Raw genomic sequence first — 20,672 nt, 5'->3', positions numbered from 1 at the left:
TAAAACCATTAAAAACTGTTTTCGCATAACTCTAGACATACTTTTCCTTAATTCGATTTAGCATTAAGACATTTACTGCAACAAGAGCATAGAGAATAAGCCAATATAAAATTACCGCTCTGCCCCTATCAATAAAAGAAGCTGACACCAAATATCCTAAAAGAGCTGCTTCGAGCGCTAAAACAAAAAAATAACTTCGCTGCTCACCATGTTCAACTAAAAACCCTTTTAATTTATTTGTTGCTTTAAAAACCGAAATTATTATCAATACAAATATAGTAAATCCAAGCCATCCTACTTCACCTAAGATCTGGAACCATGTTGAATGAACGGCTTTGCCTATTTTACGGTTTTCGAAGTAATGTTCTGGTAAAAACTCTTTACTTATAAAAGTATATCCCTCTATCCCTACCCCCAGCGGGTACTTATCAACCACATCAAAAGTTGCTAGCCAAAAATCAACGCGATGTGAACCACTTGCCGCACCATCTTCAACATTTTGTAATGTTTCCATTCTGCTCCAAAATGTCTCATCTGTTAAATATAAAGCTCCAGAAGATCCAAAAACAATGACTAAAATAGCGATTAATCGCTGACCTTTCTCTTGATATTTTGAAAAAATCATATGTAATAAAAAAAAACCACCCCCAACTACAGCTCCCAAAAAAGCGCCACGGCTATTTATCAGTACTAGTCCATTGACAATATAAGCAGCACATAATGCACTTAAAATTCTAACTTTTAAGGAGCCTGTCCAAGCATAGTAAATTAATATTATTAAGGCTGGTACAAGTGCAATTGCTGTCATATTAGAGTCAGCGCCATCTATCATACCAATTCCCTCTACACGCCCAAAATTAGTTCGACCTGTAATGGTTGCAACATAACCTATATATGTAGCGCCTATTATGTAACTCCAAATTGCTGCTGTTAAAGCTTTTGGGGTGTTTAATAGTTTGTATGCACAGAAAATAATTATAACTAACTTTGTATACTCAAATGTAAAAGACCAATGTACATCAGGCAGTAAAGCAATAAAATAAGTAAAATAATAAGTAAACAGCATTAATAACAGCCATTTAAAAGTAACCTGCTCCCTCCAGAGGGCTTTTTCAGATAACGTTTTAAATTTGACGATTACGGCTATTAATACAAATATTGCAGTGATAAAGGAATATCGAATATCTGGAATGCTAACGGCCCACCAGCGACTTTCAGGGTTTAAAAAATAAACAAGTTGATATAAAACAAAAGCAGCAACCGGACTGTAAACAAGCGTTGCAATAATGCCGCCAAAAAAGACTAGAATAAAAAGTAGGGCAAACTTAGACATAAGGCCATGACATCGCGGTAAAACTAGCGGCAATAACAATCAGGTAACATAAAACCCCTGAAAAAGTAAGTGAGTTAGCACTATCACTATCGCTGCGCACTGCAGTAGGCCGCACTGAATGCCAAGTAACTTGGGTTTTTCCTTGCAAGGCACTGATTATACCGAGTAACGCATAATAGTTCACGCTGACGAAATAAAAAGGAAAGGAAAATAGCCAGGGCAATTTAGCTTGGTTTTGTGCTAGGTAGCCAATAAAGGCAGGAATAAGCAGCAATAACATACCAACGACCAGCAATTGCCCTACTATCACACCATTGCTGGCTAAAATAAGGGCACCGGGTAGGCTCAGGGCGGTAAAGAGTGGGATTAACCAACGTAACAATTTATGTGATATCACCATATAGCTAAAAATACCGCTGTGCCTGGGGTTCAGCACCTGTTTTACACGAAACAGGCCACGCAAACTACGATTCACGATACGCTCTTTGCGTTTGGCTTCTTTATTAAAATTACCGGCCGTTTCTTCAAAACAGCGGGCTTCTGGCTCAAAAATACCGCGGTACCCTTTTGCGACTAATTGTAATGGGTTGACAAAATCATTGATGTCGCGTTGCTGCAATGGTTCCCAAAGCTCAGTTCGAATGGCATAAATGGCGCCATCGCCGCCAACCACAGAGTGCAATTGGCTTTCCCAACATTTTATGGCCATCTCATATTGCCAATATAAATCTTCATTGGCAGCTGCTGCGCTCTCTTTGCCATCAGTATACAGTGCAGCACCCACTACATAACCTACTTTGCTATCGGCAAAATGTTGCACTAATTTGCGAATGGCCTGCGGCTCATACATTGCATTCGCATCTGAAAAAACGGTTATATCCGTTCTTAACGCTTTTAACGCTAAATTCAGCCCCATCGTTTTACCCAAACGCCCTTCTTGGCGAATAAGCCTTATTTGATAACCAATAAATTCACGCACGATATCATCGCTACCGTCGTCTGAACCATCGGAAATAACAATGATGTAAAATTTATCAACGGGGTAGTTAAGCGCTAAGCTGTTTTTGATTTTTTCACGCAACACTGCGGCTTCGTTATAACAAGATATAATTAATGTGACTGTGGGTGTTATCTCAGCCTGGTAATGCGGCTTCGCAAAGCCCACCTTGTTAAGCAGCCAAAGTACTGCGGGATAGCCCAAATAAACATAGAGCGGCATCAAGAGGCAAATTAGCGTTAATGTGAGTATTAGTATTGTCATAAAGAAATATATCTTCGAAGGTAGCCGCCAATTGAAGTTGCAACCGCTAAGGGTAACAACCGCCATATTTTTTCTGCTACAGCTCGTGTTTTACCTGAAGGCACCCCGCTTAACGGTATGGCCTCACTTTGCCCATTGAAAGAGTGCCAGTAAAGTGCTTCGGGTTGCGCACCCCATTGTGTTTTAAAACGATAAGTGCCTTCACCCACGGTAGAGCGGCCCATATCAAAAACACTAAAACCGGCATCTGCTAAATAAGCTTGAATTTGCCAATAAAGTAACATGTTCGGCGCTAAATGATTAAATTCAGCTACGGTAGACGCCCAGGGGATGACGGCTTGTTTGCCACAATGCAATACCAAACCCGCACCAATAACCTGTTCATCGTTTCGCACTAACACAACTTTAAAGGCCTGTTTAGCTGATAGCTGTTGCGTTAAGCTGTTAAACCATTGAAAACTATGCACCGGAGAGCCTAAGCGATGCATGTTTTTACTATAAACTGCATAAAAATCTGAGAGTGCCGAGGTTGAGTTGCTGACATCGGCTGTTAACCCATTTTTTTGTGCTTTTTTAATCTGGCTGCGCAGCTTAGGTTTATAACTGGCTAATAGCACTTCTGCATTTTCAGCCAGCTGCACTAACATGCGTACTTTGTTTGGTCCTGCAATGTCTGTATTAGAAGGCGGCTCCTGTAAATTGGGTAACGCAACACTTTCTCTTAAATCAAGCTGACTTGCTTTGTAACGCGGTAATAAGGCAATCGCTGCTTGCAATAATTGTTCTCTGATTAGTGTCGAATCTGCCAGTACACTACAAAAATCTGCAAAAGGTAAAGAAATTAATTTGTTACCTCGTAATGGCACAGACATGATGCACAGTGGTAACAAACCCACTATTTCATTTTGTTGCTTTGCTAGTAATAAAATACATTGCTGACGATAAGCTTGAGTTATAGCATTGCGCCATGCCGCTAAATGGTAAACGCTACCTTGGGCATGTTTTAGCACATACCGATCTGCTGCCAGGTCAATTTCGTTATGCGCAACAGGTATTAGGTCGATGCTGATACTCTTGCTGGTGTTTATCTCAGGCACGGCTTCTTTTACTCTTGTTGATAATGCGATCTTCTTCACCAAATAATTGCCGTTTCACTTTTCGTGCTTGTTGTTCAAGTAAGAACTTAAACTGCTTACGCTGCATCGACACCTGCACTAAATGTGTGTGTAAAGAGCCTAACTGCGTTTTATAACGCTCTTCACCACCCATAAAATCGTAGTAATCAAAGCCTCTGGCTAAATAATCTTCAATACATAACATGTGGCCCAGTAAGCCTGGTTTTAGTTTATTATCCGCTTCAATATCTAAACCACCAAGATAAAAATAAACGCGATTACGGTAAATAAAATTATAAAACGTCGCTATGGTTTGTCCTGCTACCGTTAATGCGACAATATCGGCACCATTTGGCCAACATGATTGCAGCATTTGCCGATGAAAACGAACAAACTCAGGGTTAGCAAACCCGCTACAATGCGGCCCTGCCCCCCAACGTTTTAAGTGTAAAGGCCCGGTAAATTCAAACCATTCTAAGGCTTCAGCTAAAGATTGCGGGCGAACTAATTTTACCTCTCCGCGCTGCTGATATAACTTTAAACTACGATTAATTTGGTATCGCGTATTAGCAGAAAGCGAATCACTATAAGCTTGTTGCTGCTGTCTTAATGAATAGAGGTCAACACCATAGCAAGGTGCCTCCCAAAGCACATGGGATTGTACTTGAAGCTGTGCCGCATAGCGTTGAGCTTTAGGTAACTCAATAGCACCAATGATCCATTCGTCCCATTGCAACTGGGTTTTAACAAAGTTGAGCGCGCAATCTTCTATTTCTGTGCTGTGCAACTTTGCCGTTAGAAAACCATTATATTCAATCCAAATTTGATCCAGATCCGCCCTACCGCTTTGATGCAAACGTAAACAACGGCTAGATAATACGCCATAACGCCTAATGCGATGCTCAAGCAGCAGCCCCAAACCGACTAAAGCCTGCTCTGCGTTACGAACTTCAAGCACTTGCACAGGTAATTGATAGCAACCGAGCCAAACACCTATCCACTGCCAAGATAAAAACACTGGGTTATCAGCTTTTGTCTCCAATAGCTGCCAGTGTTCACTTAACTTTGCTAAATCATCCAGTGGATAACAGTGAGCAGTGAAGCTCTCTACAGCGTTAATCACTATTATTCCTGTTCTGCCGGGTTTTTAACCAAGTATGGCCCTAAAAGTAAATAATCTAAACCGCCATCCAAGAAAGCACGAACAGCATCTTGAGGGCTATTTACAATGGGCTCTTCATGCATATTAAAGCTGGTATTTATTAAACTAGGTATACCCGTCAGCTTCTCATATTCTTTTAAAATGTCGTAATAGCCAGCATTGACTTCACGTTTTACTAATTGCGGACGTGCCGTACCATCAACATGCACAGCGGCTGGGCAATTGGCTTTCATAAAATCCGTACAGTCAAAGGTTACTGTCATAAACTCAGCTGCGTGTTCAGCACCTTGTATATTGTGATAGCACTTTTCACGAGCTTCATACAAGGTTACTGGGGCAAAAGGCATAAACTCAGTTCGCCCAAGGCGTTTGTTTAACCACTGATTTACTTCAGGCTCGCGCGCATGATACATAATAGAACGATTACCTAAGGCACGTGGCCCATACTCCATTCGACCATCAAAACGAGCAACCACATTTCCGTCATTAATTAGCGCAGCCACTGTAGCAGCTAAATTTTCAGGTCTATCTAGTGGTAAGCCCTCGGCAGTTAATGCGGCTTCAAGTTCAGCATCTGAATATTCCGGGCCAAAATAAGCATTGGTAATAGTGGGCGTTACCTTACCAAGTTGGCTAACATACAGTGCTGCGCCTGTACCACAACCCCCATCACCCATATTTGGATACACAAATAATTCGTCTACACCTTCAATTTCAAAGATGCGCTGATTTAATTTTACGTTAGCGGTAACGCCACCAGATAATACCACTTTGGTTAAACCGGTCTTTTTTACCCAATGTTTAACAAAGTTTACCGCAACAATTTCTAAAACACGCTGATAGGCGGCAGCCACATCAATTTTAGGGAATTTTGCCGCTAAATAGCGTGAAAAATAAATGTTATTTGCTTCGTAAATTTTGAAGTCACCGTCTTTTTGTTCAATGCGTGACAGTAAAATATCTTGCAGGATTGTTGGGTCTCCATAAGACGCTAAGCCAACAATTTTTCCTTCGTGACGACCAGGTTTAAAACCTGTGCTGGAGGTGACATGCTCGTATAGCGTACCTAACGAATTTGGATAACTAATCCCATGCAAACGACGGATCCGCCCGGCTTTTGCCTCACTAACCGAACCCGCTAAGCCTGTACCATAGCCGTCTAAGGTAATACACAGCGCTTCTTCAAAACCACTGCAATAGTAACTATTGGCCGCATGAGACATATGATGATCGACGCGTTTAACTGGTTTATTCCAACCAAAGGATACTAAGCCCTTTTCCAACTCTTGTTGCCAATGTTTAAAAGAGCTTAATGCTTGTTCAGCCCAATCAGCAGAGCCTTTTAATGCCGCCTTGTTAGAAGCAAAGGTTTGCGCGCCGGCCATAGTGTAAAATGAATTATGTAATAGGCCCTTTTCCATTTTGGCATTGGGCTCGGTTAGACCATGAATAGCCTCTTGCCGGTTAGGAACCTTTTGCAAAGCCTCTTTGATCTTTGTACTTAAATCCTCAGGTACAAAACGCGTTATAAAGGCTTTTTCTTCTTTTAAATTGCTATCAATGGCATTGGCTTCGCTGTCTGCCGTCATAAAAGCGTACGCAACTTCATCAAAGTCCGTTATTTTAAGTCCGGTGTAATCCAGTGCCGCTTGCAAGGCTAATCGAGGAAAGCCATCCTGTTGTTTCACTCTTGAGAAGCGCTCCTCGCCTGCCGCAAAGACAATTTCACCATCAATAACGACGGAAACGGTTGCATCTTTATCTAAAGGTGAAATACCTAGAACCTTCATTATTTGTTCTCCATTAACTTTTTAAACTGGCTAGGGCTGGTAGCTTTGCCTGCTAACTCCCCAAAGAAATAATCAAAATAACGCCGAAAACTGTCTAAAAATTGTTGTAGTTCGCGGTCATTTTGCACATAGGGTGTATGTCCCACCTCAACACTCGGACTATGAAAACTCCAGGTAAATAAGCGAGTCCCGCGTTTCATTAAATCTTGGGTAAGTTTTTTGTGCTCCGCTGGTGTGTAACCTTCAGGTGATAATACAAGGCGATCGACAGCACCTAACTTAGATAAGATACCGGGGGCTTTTATTTGCTTTAAACGCTGAGCATTTCTAAATAAAGGTTCAGCACAGCTTCTAGCCCAGCCGGTAAAAGCGCCGGTAACGGGCAACTCTAACAATTGGTTACCAAACCAAAACGGCTTAGCATTAAAAGCACGATAATCTGGGCCGCCATCCGCACGATGATCAAATGGCGGACAAACAGAAACATCTATTTCAAACCCCAGCTGAGTAATAATTTCTTGAGAATTCGGCCCAAAGCCATAACGCCCCGCTTTGTAAACTGTGGGTTTAAATAAAAAATTTTGTTGAATTTTAGCCACTAAAGCAGCGAGTTTTGCATATTCTAATTCAGCCGAGAGATTACCGGGATACATATTGGCTATGGATAATTCTTCAGTTAAAGGCGGGTTAACCCAAGGATGTAAATGCGCGCCAATTTCACAGCGGCCTGATGCAAAAATATCTCTCAACGTTTTGTTGTTATAAAGATCTGATGCAATAGGATAGTCAACGACATAACAGGGTTTAATCCCATATTCGTCAAAAATGCTTTGAACTCTGTCAAGCTGATTTAAATGCGCTACTGAGGTTTTTTGACGATCAGGAAAATTGTTCCAATCGAACTCTTCTTCAGTATCGATAACCACCATCAGTTGTGGTGGTGAACTGGCAGGCAAATGAATAGATTGTTTGTTAGTAAACATCACCCGTCCTAGGCTTAGCGCTTTAATAGCGTTCTATTTTCTGTTTTAAAGCCATGATGCTTGATTTTTACCCTGTGGGCAATATGATGGATAAAAGAATCTCACCGTAGAACAAATTAGTTCTATCTAAAAACCCCTCAACCTTTTATTAAAATAATAACTATTAATATGAGGTCTTTGAGCAAAGGAGAATGTTCACATGAAAAAAACGTGTTTATCTGCAGCTATCGCAATGAGTCTATTGCTTACTGGATGTGGAGGAAAAACAGCCGATGAGCATTTTGCCGCTGCCTCTGAGCTGGCATCAGAGCAACGTTATAATGAAGCAATTATTGAACTGAAATCTGCGGTAGCTGGTGCCCCCGAAAACGCTGATTATCGTGTTTTGCTTGGTCGTTTATATATGCAGAGCGGTGATTATGCTTCTGCAGAAAAAGAATTTGGCAAAGCCATTGAAAACGGTTTGTCTATTAACGAAGTGGGTTTAGATTTAATTCAATCGTTTTATCGAAGTGAAAATTACCAAGCTGTCTTAAATTACTTTTCTGAAGAATCAGGCCTTAGTGACTCTTTACAGCACTATCTTAACTTTTATCAAGCCTCAGCTAACATTGAGATGGGCACGCCTGAAAATGCACTTACCACTTTCGACCAATTAGCAAGCGTAGCGGAAGCTGATTTACAAACCATAGCGCAAGCCGTATTGAGTATCCGCAATAATGAGCCGCAAAAAGCACTCAATCTTTTAGAAAGTTTTAACGAAGAATCACCTATAGCGTTAGAAATGTTACTACTAAAAGCGCAGTTAAAGTCTAACTTGCAACAACGTGAAGCCGCCTTAGAGGATTTTTACGCCTATTTAAAACAAGTACCAAGCTCATTGCGAACTCGCCTTATTGTTGCGCAAGTACATTTATCGCTGCAACAAGCCGACAAAGCCAATGAACAATTAGCGCTGATTTTACGTTTTGCACCAACGCATGGCTTAACTAACTACCTTACAGCCATGGTTGCCTATGAAAAAAAGGACTTTACCTTAGCGAAAGAACATATCGATACGGCCATTACTAGCCGCTTTAATACAGCATCAAGTAGAATTCTCGCAGGGTTAGTGAACTATGAGCTAGGCTTAAATAGTCAAGCGCTTGCTCATTTAACCAGCGTTCAAGATCAATTGAGCATTTTTCCTCCTGCGCAACGTTTGTTTACTGCTTTACAATTACAAGCTGGCGAGTTTACTCAAGCAGCTAAGTCACTTACCAGCCAAACACTCACTGAAGATGATCTTTCTCTGGCTGCATCCACTGCCTTTCAATTAATGAGATCAGGCGAAGCGACACTGGCCAACGATATCATTAAAAAAATTGAAGACGCAGGTTTGAATAAAAATAGCCAAGCGCTTACCCAATTAGGGCAGCTTAAATTGGGCTTCCCAGACCAAACTGAGTCAGCAATTAATGATTTAGAACAAGCTTTGATTCTAGACCCAAGTCGACATGATGCACGTTTAATTTTAGCGGCAAGTTATATTCGTCAACAGCAGTTTGATAAAGCCTCAGCACTAGGTGACGAATGGTTATTGCAACCTGAAACCATTAATGCTGGCTATAATCTAAAAGCACTAACTGCAATGATGACAGGCAAACAGAATGAAGCAGAACAACTACTGCTTAAAGCTGTAGCCGCCGATTCAGAAAACCCCTTTACGATATATCTACAAGCTGCAGTAGCGCAACAAAATGCTGATTCAGATAAATCGTTAGAGCTGTTAAATAAAACAATCAAAATCAAACCTGATTATGTACCTGCATTAACAAGCATATACCGTATCAAGAAAGGGCTATCGCAAGATGTCACATCTTTCATTACGTCATTACAAGAAACACAAAAAGCTTATCCTGAAAATCAAGAGTTATTAGCACTTGTATTAAACATCTACCAGCAAGAAAGCCTGCATTCTGCTACGGTGCAGTTATTAGAAGATAAGGTAAGTAAATCTGAAAATTTAGGGCCATCCGCTTATTTAGCTTTAGCAAATGCTTATGCCGCGCAGCAAAAACTACCTCAAGCTTTGGCTCTTATTGAACGTTGGTACAAACAAGACGAAAGAGATCAACAGGCTGCCTTGGCTTACGCTAATGTATTATCGATATCTGGAAAGTTTAAAGAAGCACTACAAGTAACTGAAAACCAACTAAAAATCTCATCAACAGATCAACGATTACTATTAACAAAATTTGCATTATTGTCTGAACTAAATAACTATAAAGCAGCACTTGAAACCTTTTCTAAACTCTCAAAAGAAGTTGCTAATCAACCAAGAGTATTACTACTAAAAGGTAGAGTGGAATTGGCTGCAGGCCAAACTTCGTCAAGTTTAGCGAGTCTAAAAAAAGCTTATGAAACAGAACCCAACGTGTTAACAGCTCAAGCCATGGCAGAGACAATTGCTCAAACAGACTCTTTTGACAAAGCAGTTAAGTTTTTGGAGAAACATTTTGAAGCGCATGGTAATGACAATCAGCAGCTTTATAGCTTTTATGGCAGCCTACTTACAGAAGTAGACTCGAATAAAGCCAGAGAGGTTTATGAGTCTATTGCTAAAGCACGACCTGAAGATCCAACAGTTCTCAATAACTATGCTTGGGTTTTAGCAACATCCGGTTTTGCAGCTGAAGCTCAACCCTACGCTGAAAAAGCTTTGGCCATTCTTCCTCAACACCCAGATATTATTGATACCTACGGTAAGATCATGCAACTACAAGGGAAATATCAAGAGGCGGCTAACCTATTCGAACAATCGTTAGTGATCAGACCTGAACATGCTGAAGTGCAGCTTAATTATGTTGAAGCACTGATAAAACTAAATCAGAAGGTAAAGGCGGCAGAAATTCTTAAATCTGTACAACCGAAAACCCCGTCTCAAACCAATAGATTAAATCAGTTAAAATCTTTAATTTAACTATGCCTGTGGGTGACAACACCGTTTGTCACCCGCTTTTTATACCCTATCAATCGCGCTATAAACCATCATTTGCTTCTTGCCAAATCTAGCATTGTAAGTTCAAGCTTTGCCGAATTCAGGCTTTCGCGTAATTTAAGATAACTACTGTTATGAGTGAAACCTAACTTGATAACGAGGCAACGGGTTATTGATAAATAGACAAAGCTGCGTCTTAAACACGTTAATTAGCTCACTTTATTGCACAGCTGCGGTTGACCTTAATAAGAGAGAAAGTAGTTTTGACAGCCTAAAATGTCAGTTTTTTTTACACATATTTTGATCAACAAAAATCAGGCATTGATTTATAAAGATTTTTTTATTGGCACGCTGTATGCATTATTTACTGTAACTACAGTTTTTCAACCCAAAGGACAGACAAAATGAAAAAGACAATTTTAGCAGTAGGCTTATTCGCCGCTTCAATAGCGACTGCACAAGCAGCATCAATTATTACTTGGGATTTTAGTGGTACTGGTGGTTCAGCAGCACCAACCTCAAATAATGTTTTTGGCCCAACCCAAAACAACACCATGACTTTCGTATATAACTCACAGTCTTTAGTACTTGATGCTAACGGTGACGGCATTTTAAATGATGGTGATACTATTCAATCTCATGGTGGCTGGGGCTCAAACGGCTTTAATTCATTAATTGGTTCTCCTTTAACAGCACCAGGTGCAAATGGCTTAGGTAATTTAGGCCAAAACTACGTTACGGGTTTTGCGCCTGATGGTGCACCGGCTCCGACAAACTACAATGGTAGCTATGTATTTACTTTTCAGTTTGATAACTTGATGGGTAAATATTCAAGCGCAGTTTCAAACTTCGTTTATAATTCTGGTCAAATCAAGTTTGGTTTGTTGTCATACAGTGCTACAACAGGTTTTGCAGTCGGCTTTAACCCGTTATTTAGCCTTGACTTAGCAACAGGTGGTCCAGTCACTGCTCTTGGTCAGCTACAGCAGGTATTCAAAGGTACAATTGACGGTACTTCTGTAAGCGCAGCTGCTGGTGCTGGTTTTACCTTCACTGGTATGGGTAACGGTTCAAAAACAATGGCTGATTGGATTGCTGAAGATTCAACCATCTATTTCAACTTATCTCAAACGGTAAATGCTGCTATTGCAGGCACACCTTCGCTTCCATCAGCGATTACATACACTAACGGACAAGCATTACTTGCTGCGAAGCATGATGGTAGCGTACAGTTCTCTGTGCCACAACCAGCAAGTATTTCAATCTTGGCTTTAGGTTTATTAGGTTTACGTTTAGCTTCACGCAAAGCGAAAAAATAAACTTTAACTTGATACAGAAAAGCCACTTCATTTGAAGTGGCTTTTTTATTTTCACTGTATAATTTTACAACTTAAATCAGTAGCAAAAAGAAATTTTTTGCGTTTGATAATTGCTAAAACCTTAATTTCCCTGCTGTTTTAAAAGGGTTTTGATCTTATTAAACATCCAGCGCTGTATCGGGTTTTTATTACCAAAAGGCCGCCATGTTTTAATTAGGCAGTTACGATAAGCATCAAAATGCAGACCTCTTGGCGCTTGAATAAGCTCGCCTCGTTTAAGGACTAGCTTAATAACATTCGTGCATAACACGCCTGCAGACAGTGATATGCTTGGGCAGACAGAAGGTACTTTTTCGGCCATAATATTTACTCGGGTATTATCCATTAAATAATGCCGCTGCTGCATTGATGGCGAAACACCAATAATAAACCTAAGAATATTGTCTTCAAAAATCTGTTTTATTTCAGCATCAGTGTTAAAGGGTTTTGCATCAACAAAACAAAAATAGTCTTCAAATGACATACTGCTTGCTGTAAAGATCAACATAGCGGTACCCATACCCATTGGCGCAGCGGTAATAGCAGGGATCCCTAGCTCTCTACATCTCTTAAACACAGCTCTTCTAATGTCTAAAGCAAAAATATCCAAGCTATCGATATAAACGTCTACATCTTTCAAAAACTCATCAAGATTTTTTATTGAAATGCCTTCATGGAAATTTTTAACTGACGCTTCAGGATTTATTTTCATTATAGTGTCAGTAATAATTTTGGACTTATCCATACCCACTGTTTCAACATTAGCACCGGCTTGACGATTGAAATTAGCGTAATCGTAAGTATCCATATCCGCGATATTGAAATTAGAAATTCCAAGCCGAGCACAAACAATAGAATGATCACCCCCTACCCCCCTAGCCCGCCAACTGCGACTTTGGTGTTTCTTAATTTTTCTTGTTCTGATTCAGTGAACCAACCAATATTTCTTGAAAAGGCATTAAAATAATTAAACATAATTGCACTCTTTAAATATAATTTCCCTGTTTTAAGGCGCAAATAACAGGGGCGAGGTTACAAAATCTTGCTGTTGCGATAGGTCACCATTGCCTGTCAGCCCGCCTGTTAGAATTAAATCCTGCTCGATAATGCTTAATAACTTTTTAAAGCCAGGACTTAAACTTTCTTTTAGCTGTCTACCGTCAATATAAAATGGTGCTCTTGGACCATGAAAATCGATTAATTTTCCAATCTGCTGAAAAGAGATACCCACAAAACTTAAACTTCTGGCTAAACGTGGCTCCATCATTACAAAACCATGATAACGGTTTGCATGAATAGCCATAGAAGTTGCTGCCATATAAAGACATATTGCTATGTAAGGAAAACATCGTAATTCAGTTTCAGAAAACACAGACTCATTAATAGCACCAGTTGCTGCCCCCTTAAATTTATCAATGGTACGTTTTCTAAAATTGGCAGGAACAGCAAGGCGAGATATTTCGCAAATTGACTCTCTTGGAAAGTTTTTTGGCATTAATTCGCTATTTTCAAAAGCGTGACTGCAATACTTCTCAATTGGCAAAAGATCGTCTTTGTCTGCACATTTTATTACCCTGACTGTACCGGCAAGCTGCTCTGAACTAAGATGGCGAATTAAGCAATGAATTGACCTTGCATCAAATTCATCAAACTCTTCATAGTTTTCTTTAATGTCCTCAAAATGTAACTCTTCACAATATACTTGATGCCGTAAACGATATACGCCTCGCTTTAACTCTTCTGTAACAGCAATTTGAGGACGAAGATACTGTGAAAAATGTTCAGCAATTAACTTGGCGTCATTACTTGCAATTTTAGACATCGCTTTCTTTACAACGCCGCCGATTATTGGATTGTCCGCTAAATCTCTAAGCCCTTTCATACATTCCTCTGTAGCTATTTTACTCACAGTCGAGCTTTAGTTAAGCTGAAGGCAACTCAACTAGTTTAACTTTATTCATCAAAACAGCTTTAAAGCTAATACCTAATCTTAAATAGCTTTTTTTCGCGCATTTTTAAAACCGATGGTTTAAGATTAATACAATTCAAAGGAATAAGCTAAGGTAGGCAAATGATATGCGAGCTTTTTTTCATTTATACTAATATTAATTAGTGTTTCTCCACTCATAGCACATCAAAATGACCTTCAAACAACGTTAATTAAAATTAAACCCTCAATTGTGGCTATTGGCGTTTATAACCCAACGGCAGCACCACGCACAAAACTGATTGGTACCGGATTTGTGATTCAACCGGGTAATCAGGTAGTTACTAATTATCATGTTATCGCCTCTGCGCTTGATAGCGAGCGGCAAGAACAGTATGTTGTGTTATCAGGTAATGGGCAAAATGTAACGCAACATAATATTGTAAATATAAAATCATCGTTATCGCATGATTTGGCCGTTTTAACATTGGCCGACAGTTTACCTGCTCTGAGCTTACACAACACTAATACACTGATTGCAGAAGGTAATGAAATCGCCTTTACCGGCTTTCCAATCACGCAGGTTTTAGGCTTATATCCTGCAACTCATAAAGGTATAATTGCTGCTCATACGCCCGTAGCTATTCCGGCGGATAACTCCACCCAATTACAAGCAGCAGCCATTCGGCGCTTAGCCCAACCTTATTTAGTATATCAACTGGACGCCATGGCTTACCCTGGTAATAGTGGCAGCCCACTGTATTTACCAGAAACGGGTGAAGTGATTGGTATTATTAATTCAGTGCATATTAAAAGCACTCGCGAAGCCGTGCTAAGTGATCCCAGTGCGATTTCTTATGCCATCCCGGTGCAATACCTACGACAATTAATGACGGAAAGTCCTTAATGGCACTTTGGGAATATCTAGCACCCGATCGCATTGGGTTTAGCTTAGCCGCATTAGCCTATTTAGTACTGTTTTTATTGGTACTAACCACCCGCAGTAATAATGTGCCAAAAAGCCTGTTGCTCGCTTTTATCAGTTGCAGCTTTGTTTGGGCACTGTATTACGCCATTCAGGCTAGTTTACCTTATACCAATGCGCTGTCGCACACTCTGGAAGTGCTGCGCCAGTTACTTTTATTACTATTTTTACTTGCAGCGTTGCAGCAACATCAGAACGTTGTGGTTTTTTTGCTAAGACCTTACAGCTTAATGTTAAGCCTGCTTGCGGCTGCCTGGCTGGTTAGCTGTACCTTGATGCAATTACCTGCGAGTTGGATATACACCGGTTATCTGGCGATGTGTGTGTTGTCACTTGCCTTACTTGAGGCACTTTACCGGCGATCGAGTAGCTCAGAGCGTTGGCAGTATAAAGCACTGGTGATCGCTCTGGCAGTAGGCATTGTTTTTGACTTTGTCTTGTTAGCTGAATCAGCTTTGTTTGCCCGCATCGATACAAACCTTTGGCAGGCTCGTGGCTTTGTATTTGCCCTATTAGTGCCAGTATTAACTATTTCAATCAGGCGAATTGAGGCCTGGGGTATAAACGTTTACATCTCACGCGATATCGTATTACAAAGCACCTTGGTGCTGGCGGCAGGCTTGTATCTTTGTTTACTAGCATTAACAGGTTTTTATTTACGCTACTTTGGCGGCAGTTGGTCTGAACTGTTACAAACTAGCTTTATGGCTTTAGGCTTTGCCTTAATGCTGTTGTTAATGCTATCCAGCACACTTCGTCGCCGTTTAAAAGTATTTATTGAAAAACATTTTTTTGCCAATAGTTTTGATTATCGTGAAAAGTGGTTGGCGCTAACCAGTGGCTTAAAGCAAATTGATATTAGCCATGTCGATCGCCATCAAAAAATTCTCCTAGTATGGTTACAAAGCATTAATTACGGCCAAGGTGCCATTGTGCAATATCGGCCACAAGGCGAGTTAAAAATATTGGCACTGCATGGCAGAGCCCCCTTAACTGAAGCTGAGGTTACGCTATTACAGCGTTATCAAAGCCAATACGCCAACCAAAACTGGCAGATTGATTTAACCGAGCCGCAAGGGGCATTAACGGCTGATTTAGCAAAAGATCAGCTGAAACTGCAATTGCTGCTGCCTATTCGCACTAAAGCAGGCCTTTGGGGCGTTTGTATCATGCAGGCGGGCGCCGAGCAAAAGCTAAAATTAAACTGGGAGCTGCGAGATTATCTGTCTGTGGTATCAGAGCAAATTGCTACCCTGCTGTTGCTGATGCAGCACAGTGATAAGCTCAGTGAAAATGCGCAGTTTATTGCTTTTAGCCGTATGTCTGCTTTTGTAGTACACGATTTGAAAAATGTAAAAGCACAGTTAGATTTAACCTTACGCAATGCCCAAAAGCACCGGCACAACCCTGAATTTATTGATGATACCTTCAGTACTTTAGAGTCGATGCAACAACGCTTAGATAATATGCTGTTGCAACTGACCACGAAGCAATCCAACGAGCGCCCGCAGCGCAGCTTCTCGGTAGCAGAAATAATCAGCCAAGTTATTGAGCAACGCTGTGCGGTAAAATCACCACAACCAGAACTGATTGTTCGGCAAGATTGTCAGCTAATGTTAGACCAACACCGCTTTGCGAATGTGATGTTTCACTTATTAGATAATGCCCAACATGCCACGCCGTCTACTGGAAGCATAAAGGTGTATATGCAAACAACATCGACCGATTTGTTGCTGAGTATTTGCGATACTGGCTGTGGTATGAGCGCTGATTTTATTGAACATCGGTTGTTTAAACCCTTTGACACGACAAAAGGCAATGCAGGCATGGGCATTGGCGTTTACGATGCACAAGTCTTTATTGAGCAAGCAGGTGGTTCAATCAAAGTCAGTAGCACCATAGGTGAAGGAACTACTTTTAGTATCCATCTTCCTTTACAATCGGAAGTAGACGAAGAAGAAACCACTTACCTCTCAGCGCAAGGAACGTTATAGCCATGAAAACAGTATTGGTAATTGAAGACGATCTCGGGATCCAAAAACAATTAAAGTGGAGCTTGAGCGATTACGAATTAGTTTTTGCTGGTGATCGGCAACAAGCGATGACACATCTTAGACGCTACGAGCCCTCGGTTGTTACCCTTGATTTAGGCTTACCTCCGGATCCGACAAATGCGACCGAAGGCCTAGCGTGTTTATCTGACATTTTAGGCTCAGCGCCCGATACTAAGGTAATAGTGTTAACCGGTAGTACCGATAATAGCCATGCCCTGCAAGCTATTGCCCTGGGTGCCTATGATTACTATCAAAAACCGATTGATGCCGATGTACTTAACATCATTTTACAACGCGCCTTTAAGCTCACTGAGCTAGAAAAAGAGAACAAAGCGCTAAAAAACAACTCGCAGCAACAGACGGATATTTTAGGCAACAGCGAGGCAATGATCAAAGCTTGTCGTGTGGTTGAGAAAATAGCCCCGACTGAAATCACCACGCTATTATTGGGTGAGAGCGGCACGGGTAAGGAAGTGTTTGCGCGCACCATACATAAGCAAAGCGCTCGCGCCGATAAACCCTTTATTGCCATTAACTGTGCCTCTATTCCAGAAAACCTGCTTGAAAGCGAATTATTTGGCTATGAAAAAGGCGCTTTTACCGGCGCAGTTAAAACTACCCTTGGTAAAATTGAATGCGCTAATGGCGGTACCTTGCTGCTGGATGAAATTGGCGATATGCCTTTAAGCTTACAAGCTAAAATGCTGCGTTTTTTGCAAGAGCGTGTTATTGAGCGTGTTGGTGGCCGCAGTGAAATTGAAGTGGATGTTCGCGTTATTTGCGCAACGCACCGCGATTTACAAGAGATGGTCAGCCAACAAACCTTCCGCGAAGATCTCTTTTATCGGGTGAGTGAAATCATCCTGCGCATCCCGCCACTGCGTAGCCGTGGTCACGATATTATTTTAATCGCTAAAGCGTTATTACAGCGCTTTAATGATGAATACCACTCGAGTGTGCAAGGCTTCTCTGAGCAAGCAACCAAAGCCATGTTATCGCATAGTTGGCCTGGTAATATTCGTGAATTACAGAACAAAGTTAAATCTGCAGTGATCATGGCAGAGTCAAAGCAAATTGATGCCGAAGATTTAGGCTTAGTGGCCCCAAATGGCAATATTAAGATGCAAACTTTACGGCAAATGCGTGAAGACGTTGAAACTCAAGCAATCCGCCAAGCCCATATGATGACTGAAGGTAACTTATCTAAGGCTGCTGATCTTTTAGGTATTACTCGCCCCACACTGTATGCCTTAATTGAAAAGCATAAAATGTACGATTTACGTAGCACGGATACCGAAACTTAAAACAGTATCGCTTCTTAATGGCCCCAATTTTCAACTGTTGCGTTATATAGTGACACCGCAATAAAAAATCCCCCGCAGTCATTAAGGCTTAGGGGGATTTTTTTGGGTAGCTCGGCAATCAAACCCGAGTTCAACCCATTTCACGTATTAACTAAAGAAATGCCACCAACCTAACCAAGCTGCACCTGCTAAAAATACCAATAGCAGTGGCAAACGCCATGGGCTAGTTTTTTCTGCATAAGGATCGCTTAAGCTGCGTTTCGCGCCAGCAGGCAATTTCGCGACACCAGTTAAAGACGCACCAAAAGGTACGTTGATTTTGGCGCGGGTGTTTACCGCCCAGCCGTTAGCATCCAGTAGTGGCCCCACATTACGCCGACGTAATGTTAGATAAGCCAAAATCATCGACGGTGTTGAAATCAGCAACATCACTGCCGCTAGTACGATCGGTATTTGCCACCATGCTAACGAAAACAAACCGGCAACCACCGCAGCTAAAGCGGTACCTAAAGCACCTAAAGCTAAACCAATAGCGGCAAAAATACCGGCAAACTTCGCAATATCAAAGCTACTGGCCACCGCCGTGGGTGATGCGGCGCTGCTATTGGTTTTGCTTTCGATATCTTTATCGCGCGATGCCGCAAATTTTTGCACTTGGCTTTCAATAAAGGCCGCCATACGACGATACGGCGACCAAAACGCTTGCGGAATACTGACCGGTTGCGCCACCACTTTGGTAACACTGGCACGCCAATCTCGGCCTTGGCGATCATAGAAAATACCGTTACGGCCTGGCACCATTAATTCATCGACGTCACCGTTAGTCAGTGCTGCAACAATATTGATCGGTTTTTCATCTTGGCGCACACAGGTGCAGTACACCAAATAACAGCCGCTAAAGGGCGCCATCGTGGCATGCCGCGCCGGATCCGCTACGCGCATCACTAATTCACAGCTACGTTGATCTAAGAACAGTGTACCGGCTTGGAAGATAGCTTTAGATTCACCACGATAAAAATCGCTAAAGGTGACGAAATTGCGCAGTAAGGTAACAAGGTTTTGCTGATAACGGGTGAGCTTTTCCAGTGCTAATAAGTTATCGGCAAAGGTACTCGCGGCTAAATCATCGGCGATGAGTTGTTCTAATTGCGCTTTAAAATCACTGGCTAGCAGTTCATTAATGCGATCTAAACCTAAGTCATGCACCGCCGTAGCCGGGCGCGCGGCTTGCCAATTACGCCAGGCCGCTAACTGAGCAGATACCTTGCGCCAATCGGCAAGGTTTAATTCGGCGTAATCGTCACCTAACAAAGGCTGTAATACGCTGCTGGTTAACGCAGCAATTTGTGTTTGCCATGCGGGGTTAATGCCATCTACTAAAGGTAAAGCCCGATCTGCTGCAATTTCAGATAAGGGTAATGAAGCAATATCACTGTCTTGCTCGGCAATAACCCGATTGGCTAGGCCGTCGTACATAGACGTTAACGGGTTTAAATTATCACTGGCACGGCCATCAAAGGCGGCGAGTTGGCAACGCACAAAGTAGTCGTCAATTTTCGCTTGCACTTGCTCAAATACCGCAACGGCCGCCGCGGTGTTTTCTGCTAGCGGGCACAGTAAACCTTGTTCATTGGCATAGGCCGCATGCCAGTCTTGCACGGCTTGTAGCTGTGACCAAAAGCTAGTGACGGTATCCTGTGTTACGCCCATTCCACCACTGCGGTCAGCCACGCCACCTTGTGTACTGATGATCTCAGCAATACATTGCTGTAGTGCTGCATCAGGCGTTAACTCTGGCATGATGACACCATCACCATTGCAGTGATTCGGCGAAAACAATTGGCTGGTGTTGGTTAAGTCCGTCACCTGAATCGGCTGGTCTGCCGGGATCTGCAAATAGGCCATGACTTTTTCGGCGGCATGATAAATGCCCTCGCCCTCGGCATCCGCTTTAGAAATACTGGCGAGCGGCAAACCAGGCTGAGCAAACATAACACTGGCATCAGTTAATCGCTGACAACTCCAGCTTACGGCGCTAAGAATTTCAGGCACACGGATCTGGCCATCGCCATCGTTATCCATCAGCGCCAAAGTGCGCTCATCAAACTCTAAGCCCGTTGTCGGGCAATTCAGTACAGTCCAAAGTTTTGGATTAAGTTCGCCTAAGTGGAGTAAATCGGCGGCGGTTTCTATGGAGACTTGGTCAAAGCCGCCTGAGCGAAAAAAGCGCCATTGATGTGAGGTGGTGTTGGTAGTCAAAATACCTTTCCTTGTATAGATAATATGCATAAAAAAGCATATGCGACTCTGCTTGTTTTTGCTAATAAAAAAACAGCCTTGCTCTAATAAAGTATTTCAGCATTTATATCAAAAGCATTATTGTGCAGTATTTAAGCACTACATCACTTTGCCAAACAGCA

Annotated in this window: 14 protein-coding genes; 5 read left to right on the top strand and 9 right to left on the bottom strand. The window is 41.8% G+C overall.

Annotation, left to right across the window (positions count from 1 at the left end):
* Window positions 1-31: 31 nt before the first annotated feature.
* The 6 genes from ACUJFK_RS07415 to ACUJFK_RS07390 are packed head-to-tail and all read right to left on the bottom strand — an operon-like array spanning window position 32 to window position 7,644.
* Complete coding sequence (locus tag ACUJFK_RS07415) at window positions 32-1,333, bottom strand: O-antigen ligase family protein (RefSeq protein ID WP_445426517.1); 1,302 nt, start codon at window positions 1,331-1,333, stop codon at window positions 32-34.
* Window positions 1,326-2,594, bottom strand: a complete 1,269-nt coding sequence (locus ACUJFK_RS07410) for a glycosyltransferase family 2 protein (RefSeq protein ID WP_445426516.1) — start codon at window positions 2,592-2,594, stop codon at window positions 1,326-1,328. The genes ACUJFK_RS07415 and ACUJFK_RS07410 overlap by 8 nt, the downstream gene beginning before the upstream one ends.
* Window positions 2,591-3,730 (bottom strand): GNAT family N-acetyltransferase, encoded by a 1,140-nt coding sequence (locus tag ACUJFK_RS07405; RefSeq protein ID WP_445426515.1) that lies wholly within the window; start codon window positions 3,728-3,730, stop codon window positions 2,591-2,593. The genes ACUJFK_RS07410 and ACUJFK_RS07405 overlap by 4 nt, the downstream gene beginning before the upstream one ends.
* A complete protein-coding gene (locus ACUJFK_RS07400) occupies window positions 3,684-4,832 on the bottom strand; it encodes a GNAT family N-acetyltransferase (protein ID WP_445426514.1) in 1,149 nt (382 codons plus the stop codon). The genes ACUJFK_RS07405 and ACUJFK_RS07400 overlap by 47 nt, the downstream gene beginning before the upstream one ends.
* A 2-nt stretch (window positions 4,833-4,834) precedes the next feature.
* The gene (locus ACUJFK_RS07395; protein WP_445426513.1) at window positions 4,835-6,661 is read right to left on the bottom strand and encodes a carbamoyltransferase family protein; all 1,827 of its coding nucleotides are present in this window, start codon (window positions 6,659-6,661) and stop codon (window positions 4,835-4,837) included.
* Window positions 6,661-7,644 carry a polysaccharide deacetylase family protein gene (locus tag ACUJFK_RS07390; protein ID WP_445426512.1) on the bottom strand — a complete coding sequence of 328 codons (984 nt, stop codon included), beginning with the start codon at window positions 7,642-7,644 and terminating at the stop codon, window positions 6,661-6,663. Before ACUJFK_RS07390 ends, ACUJFK_RS07395 begins: the two co-directional genes overlap by 1 nt.
* Window positions 7,645-7,843: 199 nt before the next feature.
* Between ACUJFK_RS07390 and prsT the strand changes: the two genes are divergently transcribed.
* Window positions 7,844-10,606, top strand: coding sequence for an XrtA/PEP-CTERM system TPR-repeat protein PrsT (gene prsT / locus ACUJFK_RS07385; protein ID WP_445426511.1), 2,763 nt, complete (start codon window positions 7,844-7,846; stop codon window positions 10,604-10,606).
* Between the two features lie 422 nt (window positions 10,607-11,028).
* Window positions 11,029-11,943 (top strand): hypothetical protein, encoded by a 915-nt coding sequence (locus ACUJFK_RS07380; protein WP_445426510.1) that lies wholly within the window; start codon window positions 11,029-11,031, stop codon window positions 11,941-11,943.
* Between the two features lie 121 nt (window positions 11,944-12,064).
* Here the strand turns inward: ACUJFK_RS07380 and ACUJFK_RS07375 are convergent, their stop codons facing one another.
* Entirely contained in the window at window positions 12,065-12,799 is a 735-nt protein-coding gene (locus ACUJFK_RS07375) for a ThiF family adenylyltransferase (protein WP_445426768.1), read from the bottom strand.
* 189 nt (window positions 12,800-12,988) lie between these two features.
* Window positions 12,989-13,864, bottom strand: a complete 876-nt coding sequence (locus ACUJFK_RS07370) for a PEP-CTERM/exosortase system-associated acyltransferase (protein ID WP_445426509.1) — start codon at window positions 13,862-13,864, stop codon at window positions 12,989-12,991.
* 298 nt (window positions 13,865-14,162) lie between these two features.
* Between ACUJFK_RS07370 and ACUJFK_RS07365 the strand changes: the two genes are divergently transcribed.
* The 3 genes from ACUJFK_RS07365 to prsR are packed head-to-tail and all read left to right on the top strand — an operon-like array spanning window position 14,163 to window position 18,252.
* On the top strand, window positions 14,163-14,816 hold the full coding sequence (locus ACUJFK_RS07365; RefSeq protein WP_445426508.1) for a S1 family peptidase: 654 nt from the start codon (window positions 14,163-14,165) through the stop codon (window positions 14,814-14,816).
* Window positions 14,816-16,888 carry an XrtA/PEP-CTERM system histidine kinase PrsK gene (gene prsK, locus ACUJFK_RS07360; protein ID WP_445426507.1) on the top strand — a complete coding sequence of 691 codons (2,073 nt, stop codon included), beginning with the start codon at window positions 14,816-14,818 and terminating at the stop codon, window positions 16,886-16,888. Before ACUJFK_RS07365 ends, prsK begins: the two co-directional genes overlap by 1 nt.
* A 2-nt stretch (window positions 16,889-16,890) precedes the next feature.
* Window positions 16,891-18,252, top strand: a complete 1,362-nt coding sequence (prsR, locus tag ACUJFK_RS07355) for a PEP-CTERM-box response regulator transcription factor (RefSeq protein WP_445426506.1) — start codon at window positions 16,891-16,893, stop codon at window positions 18,250-18,252.
* 147 nt (window positions 18,253-18,399) lie between these two features.
* Here prsR and ACUJFK_RS07350 read toward each other — a convergent pair whose 3' ends face one another.
* Window positions 18,400-20,511 (bottom strand): hypothetical protein, encoded by a 2,112-nt coding sequence (locus ACUJFK_RS07350; RefSeq protein WP_445426505.1) that lies wholly within the window; start codon window positions 20,509-20,511, stop codon window positions 18,400-18,402.
* Window positions 20,512-20,672: the final 161 nt, after the last annotated feature.

The sequence above is a fragment of the Alishewanella sp. HL-SH06 genome (assembly GCF_052656265.1).
Note: the sequence above shows the minus strand (reverse complement) of the source record. Positions and strands in the feature narration are given on the sequence as shown.

What these genes read in the sequence shown, in the direction of transcription:
- ACUJFK_RS07415 (WP_445426517.1), bottom strand. Translation starts at nt 1,333, where the DNA reads ATGTCTAAGTTTGCCCTACTTTTTATTCTAGTCTTTTTTGGCGGCATT.
- ACUJFK_RS07410 (WP_445426516.1), bottom strand. Translation starts at nt 2,594, where the DNA reads ATGACAATACTAATACTCACATTAACGCTAATTTGCCTCTTGATGCCG.
- ACUJFK_RS07395 (WP_445426513.1), bottom strand. Translation starts at nt 6,661, where the DNA reads ATGAAGGTTCTAGGTATTTCACCTTTAGATAAAGATGCAACCGTTTCC.
- ACUJFK_RS07390 (WP_445426512.1), bottom strand. Translation starts at nt 7,644, where the DNA reads ATGTTTACTAACAAACAATCTATTCATTTGCCTGCCAGTTCACCACCA.
- prsT (WP_445426511.1), top strand. Translation starts at nt 7,844, where the DNA reads ATGAAAAAAACGTGTTTATCTGCAGCTATCGCAATGAGTCTATTGCTT.
- ACUJFK_RS07380 (WP_445426510.1), top strand. Translation starts at nt 11,029, where the DNA reads ATGAAAAAGACAATTTTAGCAGTAGGCTTATTCGCCGCTTCAATAGCG.
- ACUJFK_RS07370 (WP_445426509.1), bottom strand. Translation starts at nt 13,864, where the DNA reads ATGAAAGGGCTTAGAGATTTAGCGGACAATCCAATAATCGGCGGCGTT.
- prsK (WP_445426507.1), top strand. Translation starts at nt 14,816, where the DNA reads ATGGCACTTTGGGAATATCTAGCACCCGATCGCATTGGGTTTAGCTTA.
- prsR (WP_445426506.1), top strand. Translation starts at nt 16,891, where the DNA reads ATGAAAACAGTATTGGTAATTGAAGACGATCTCGGGATCCAAAAACAA.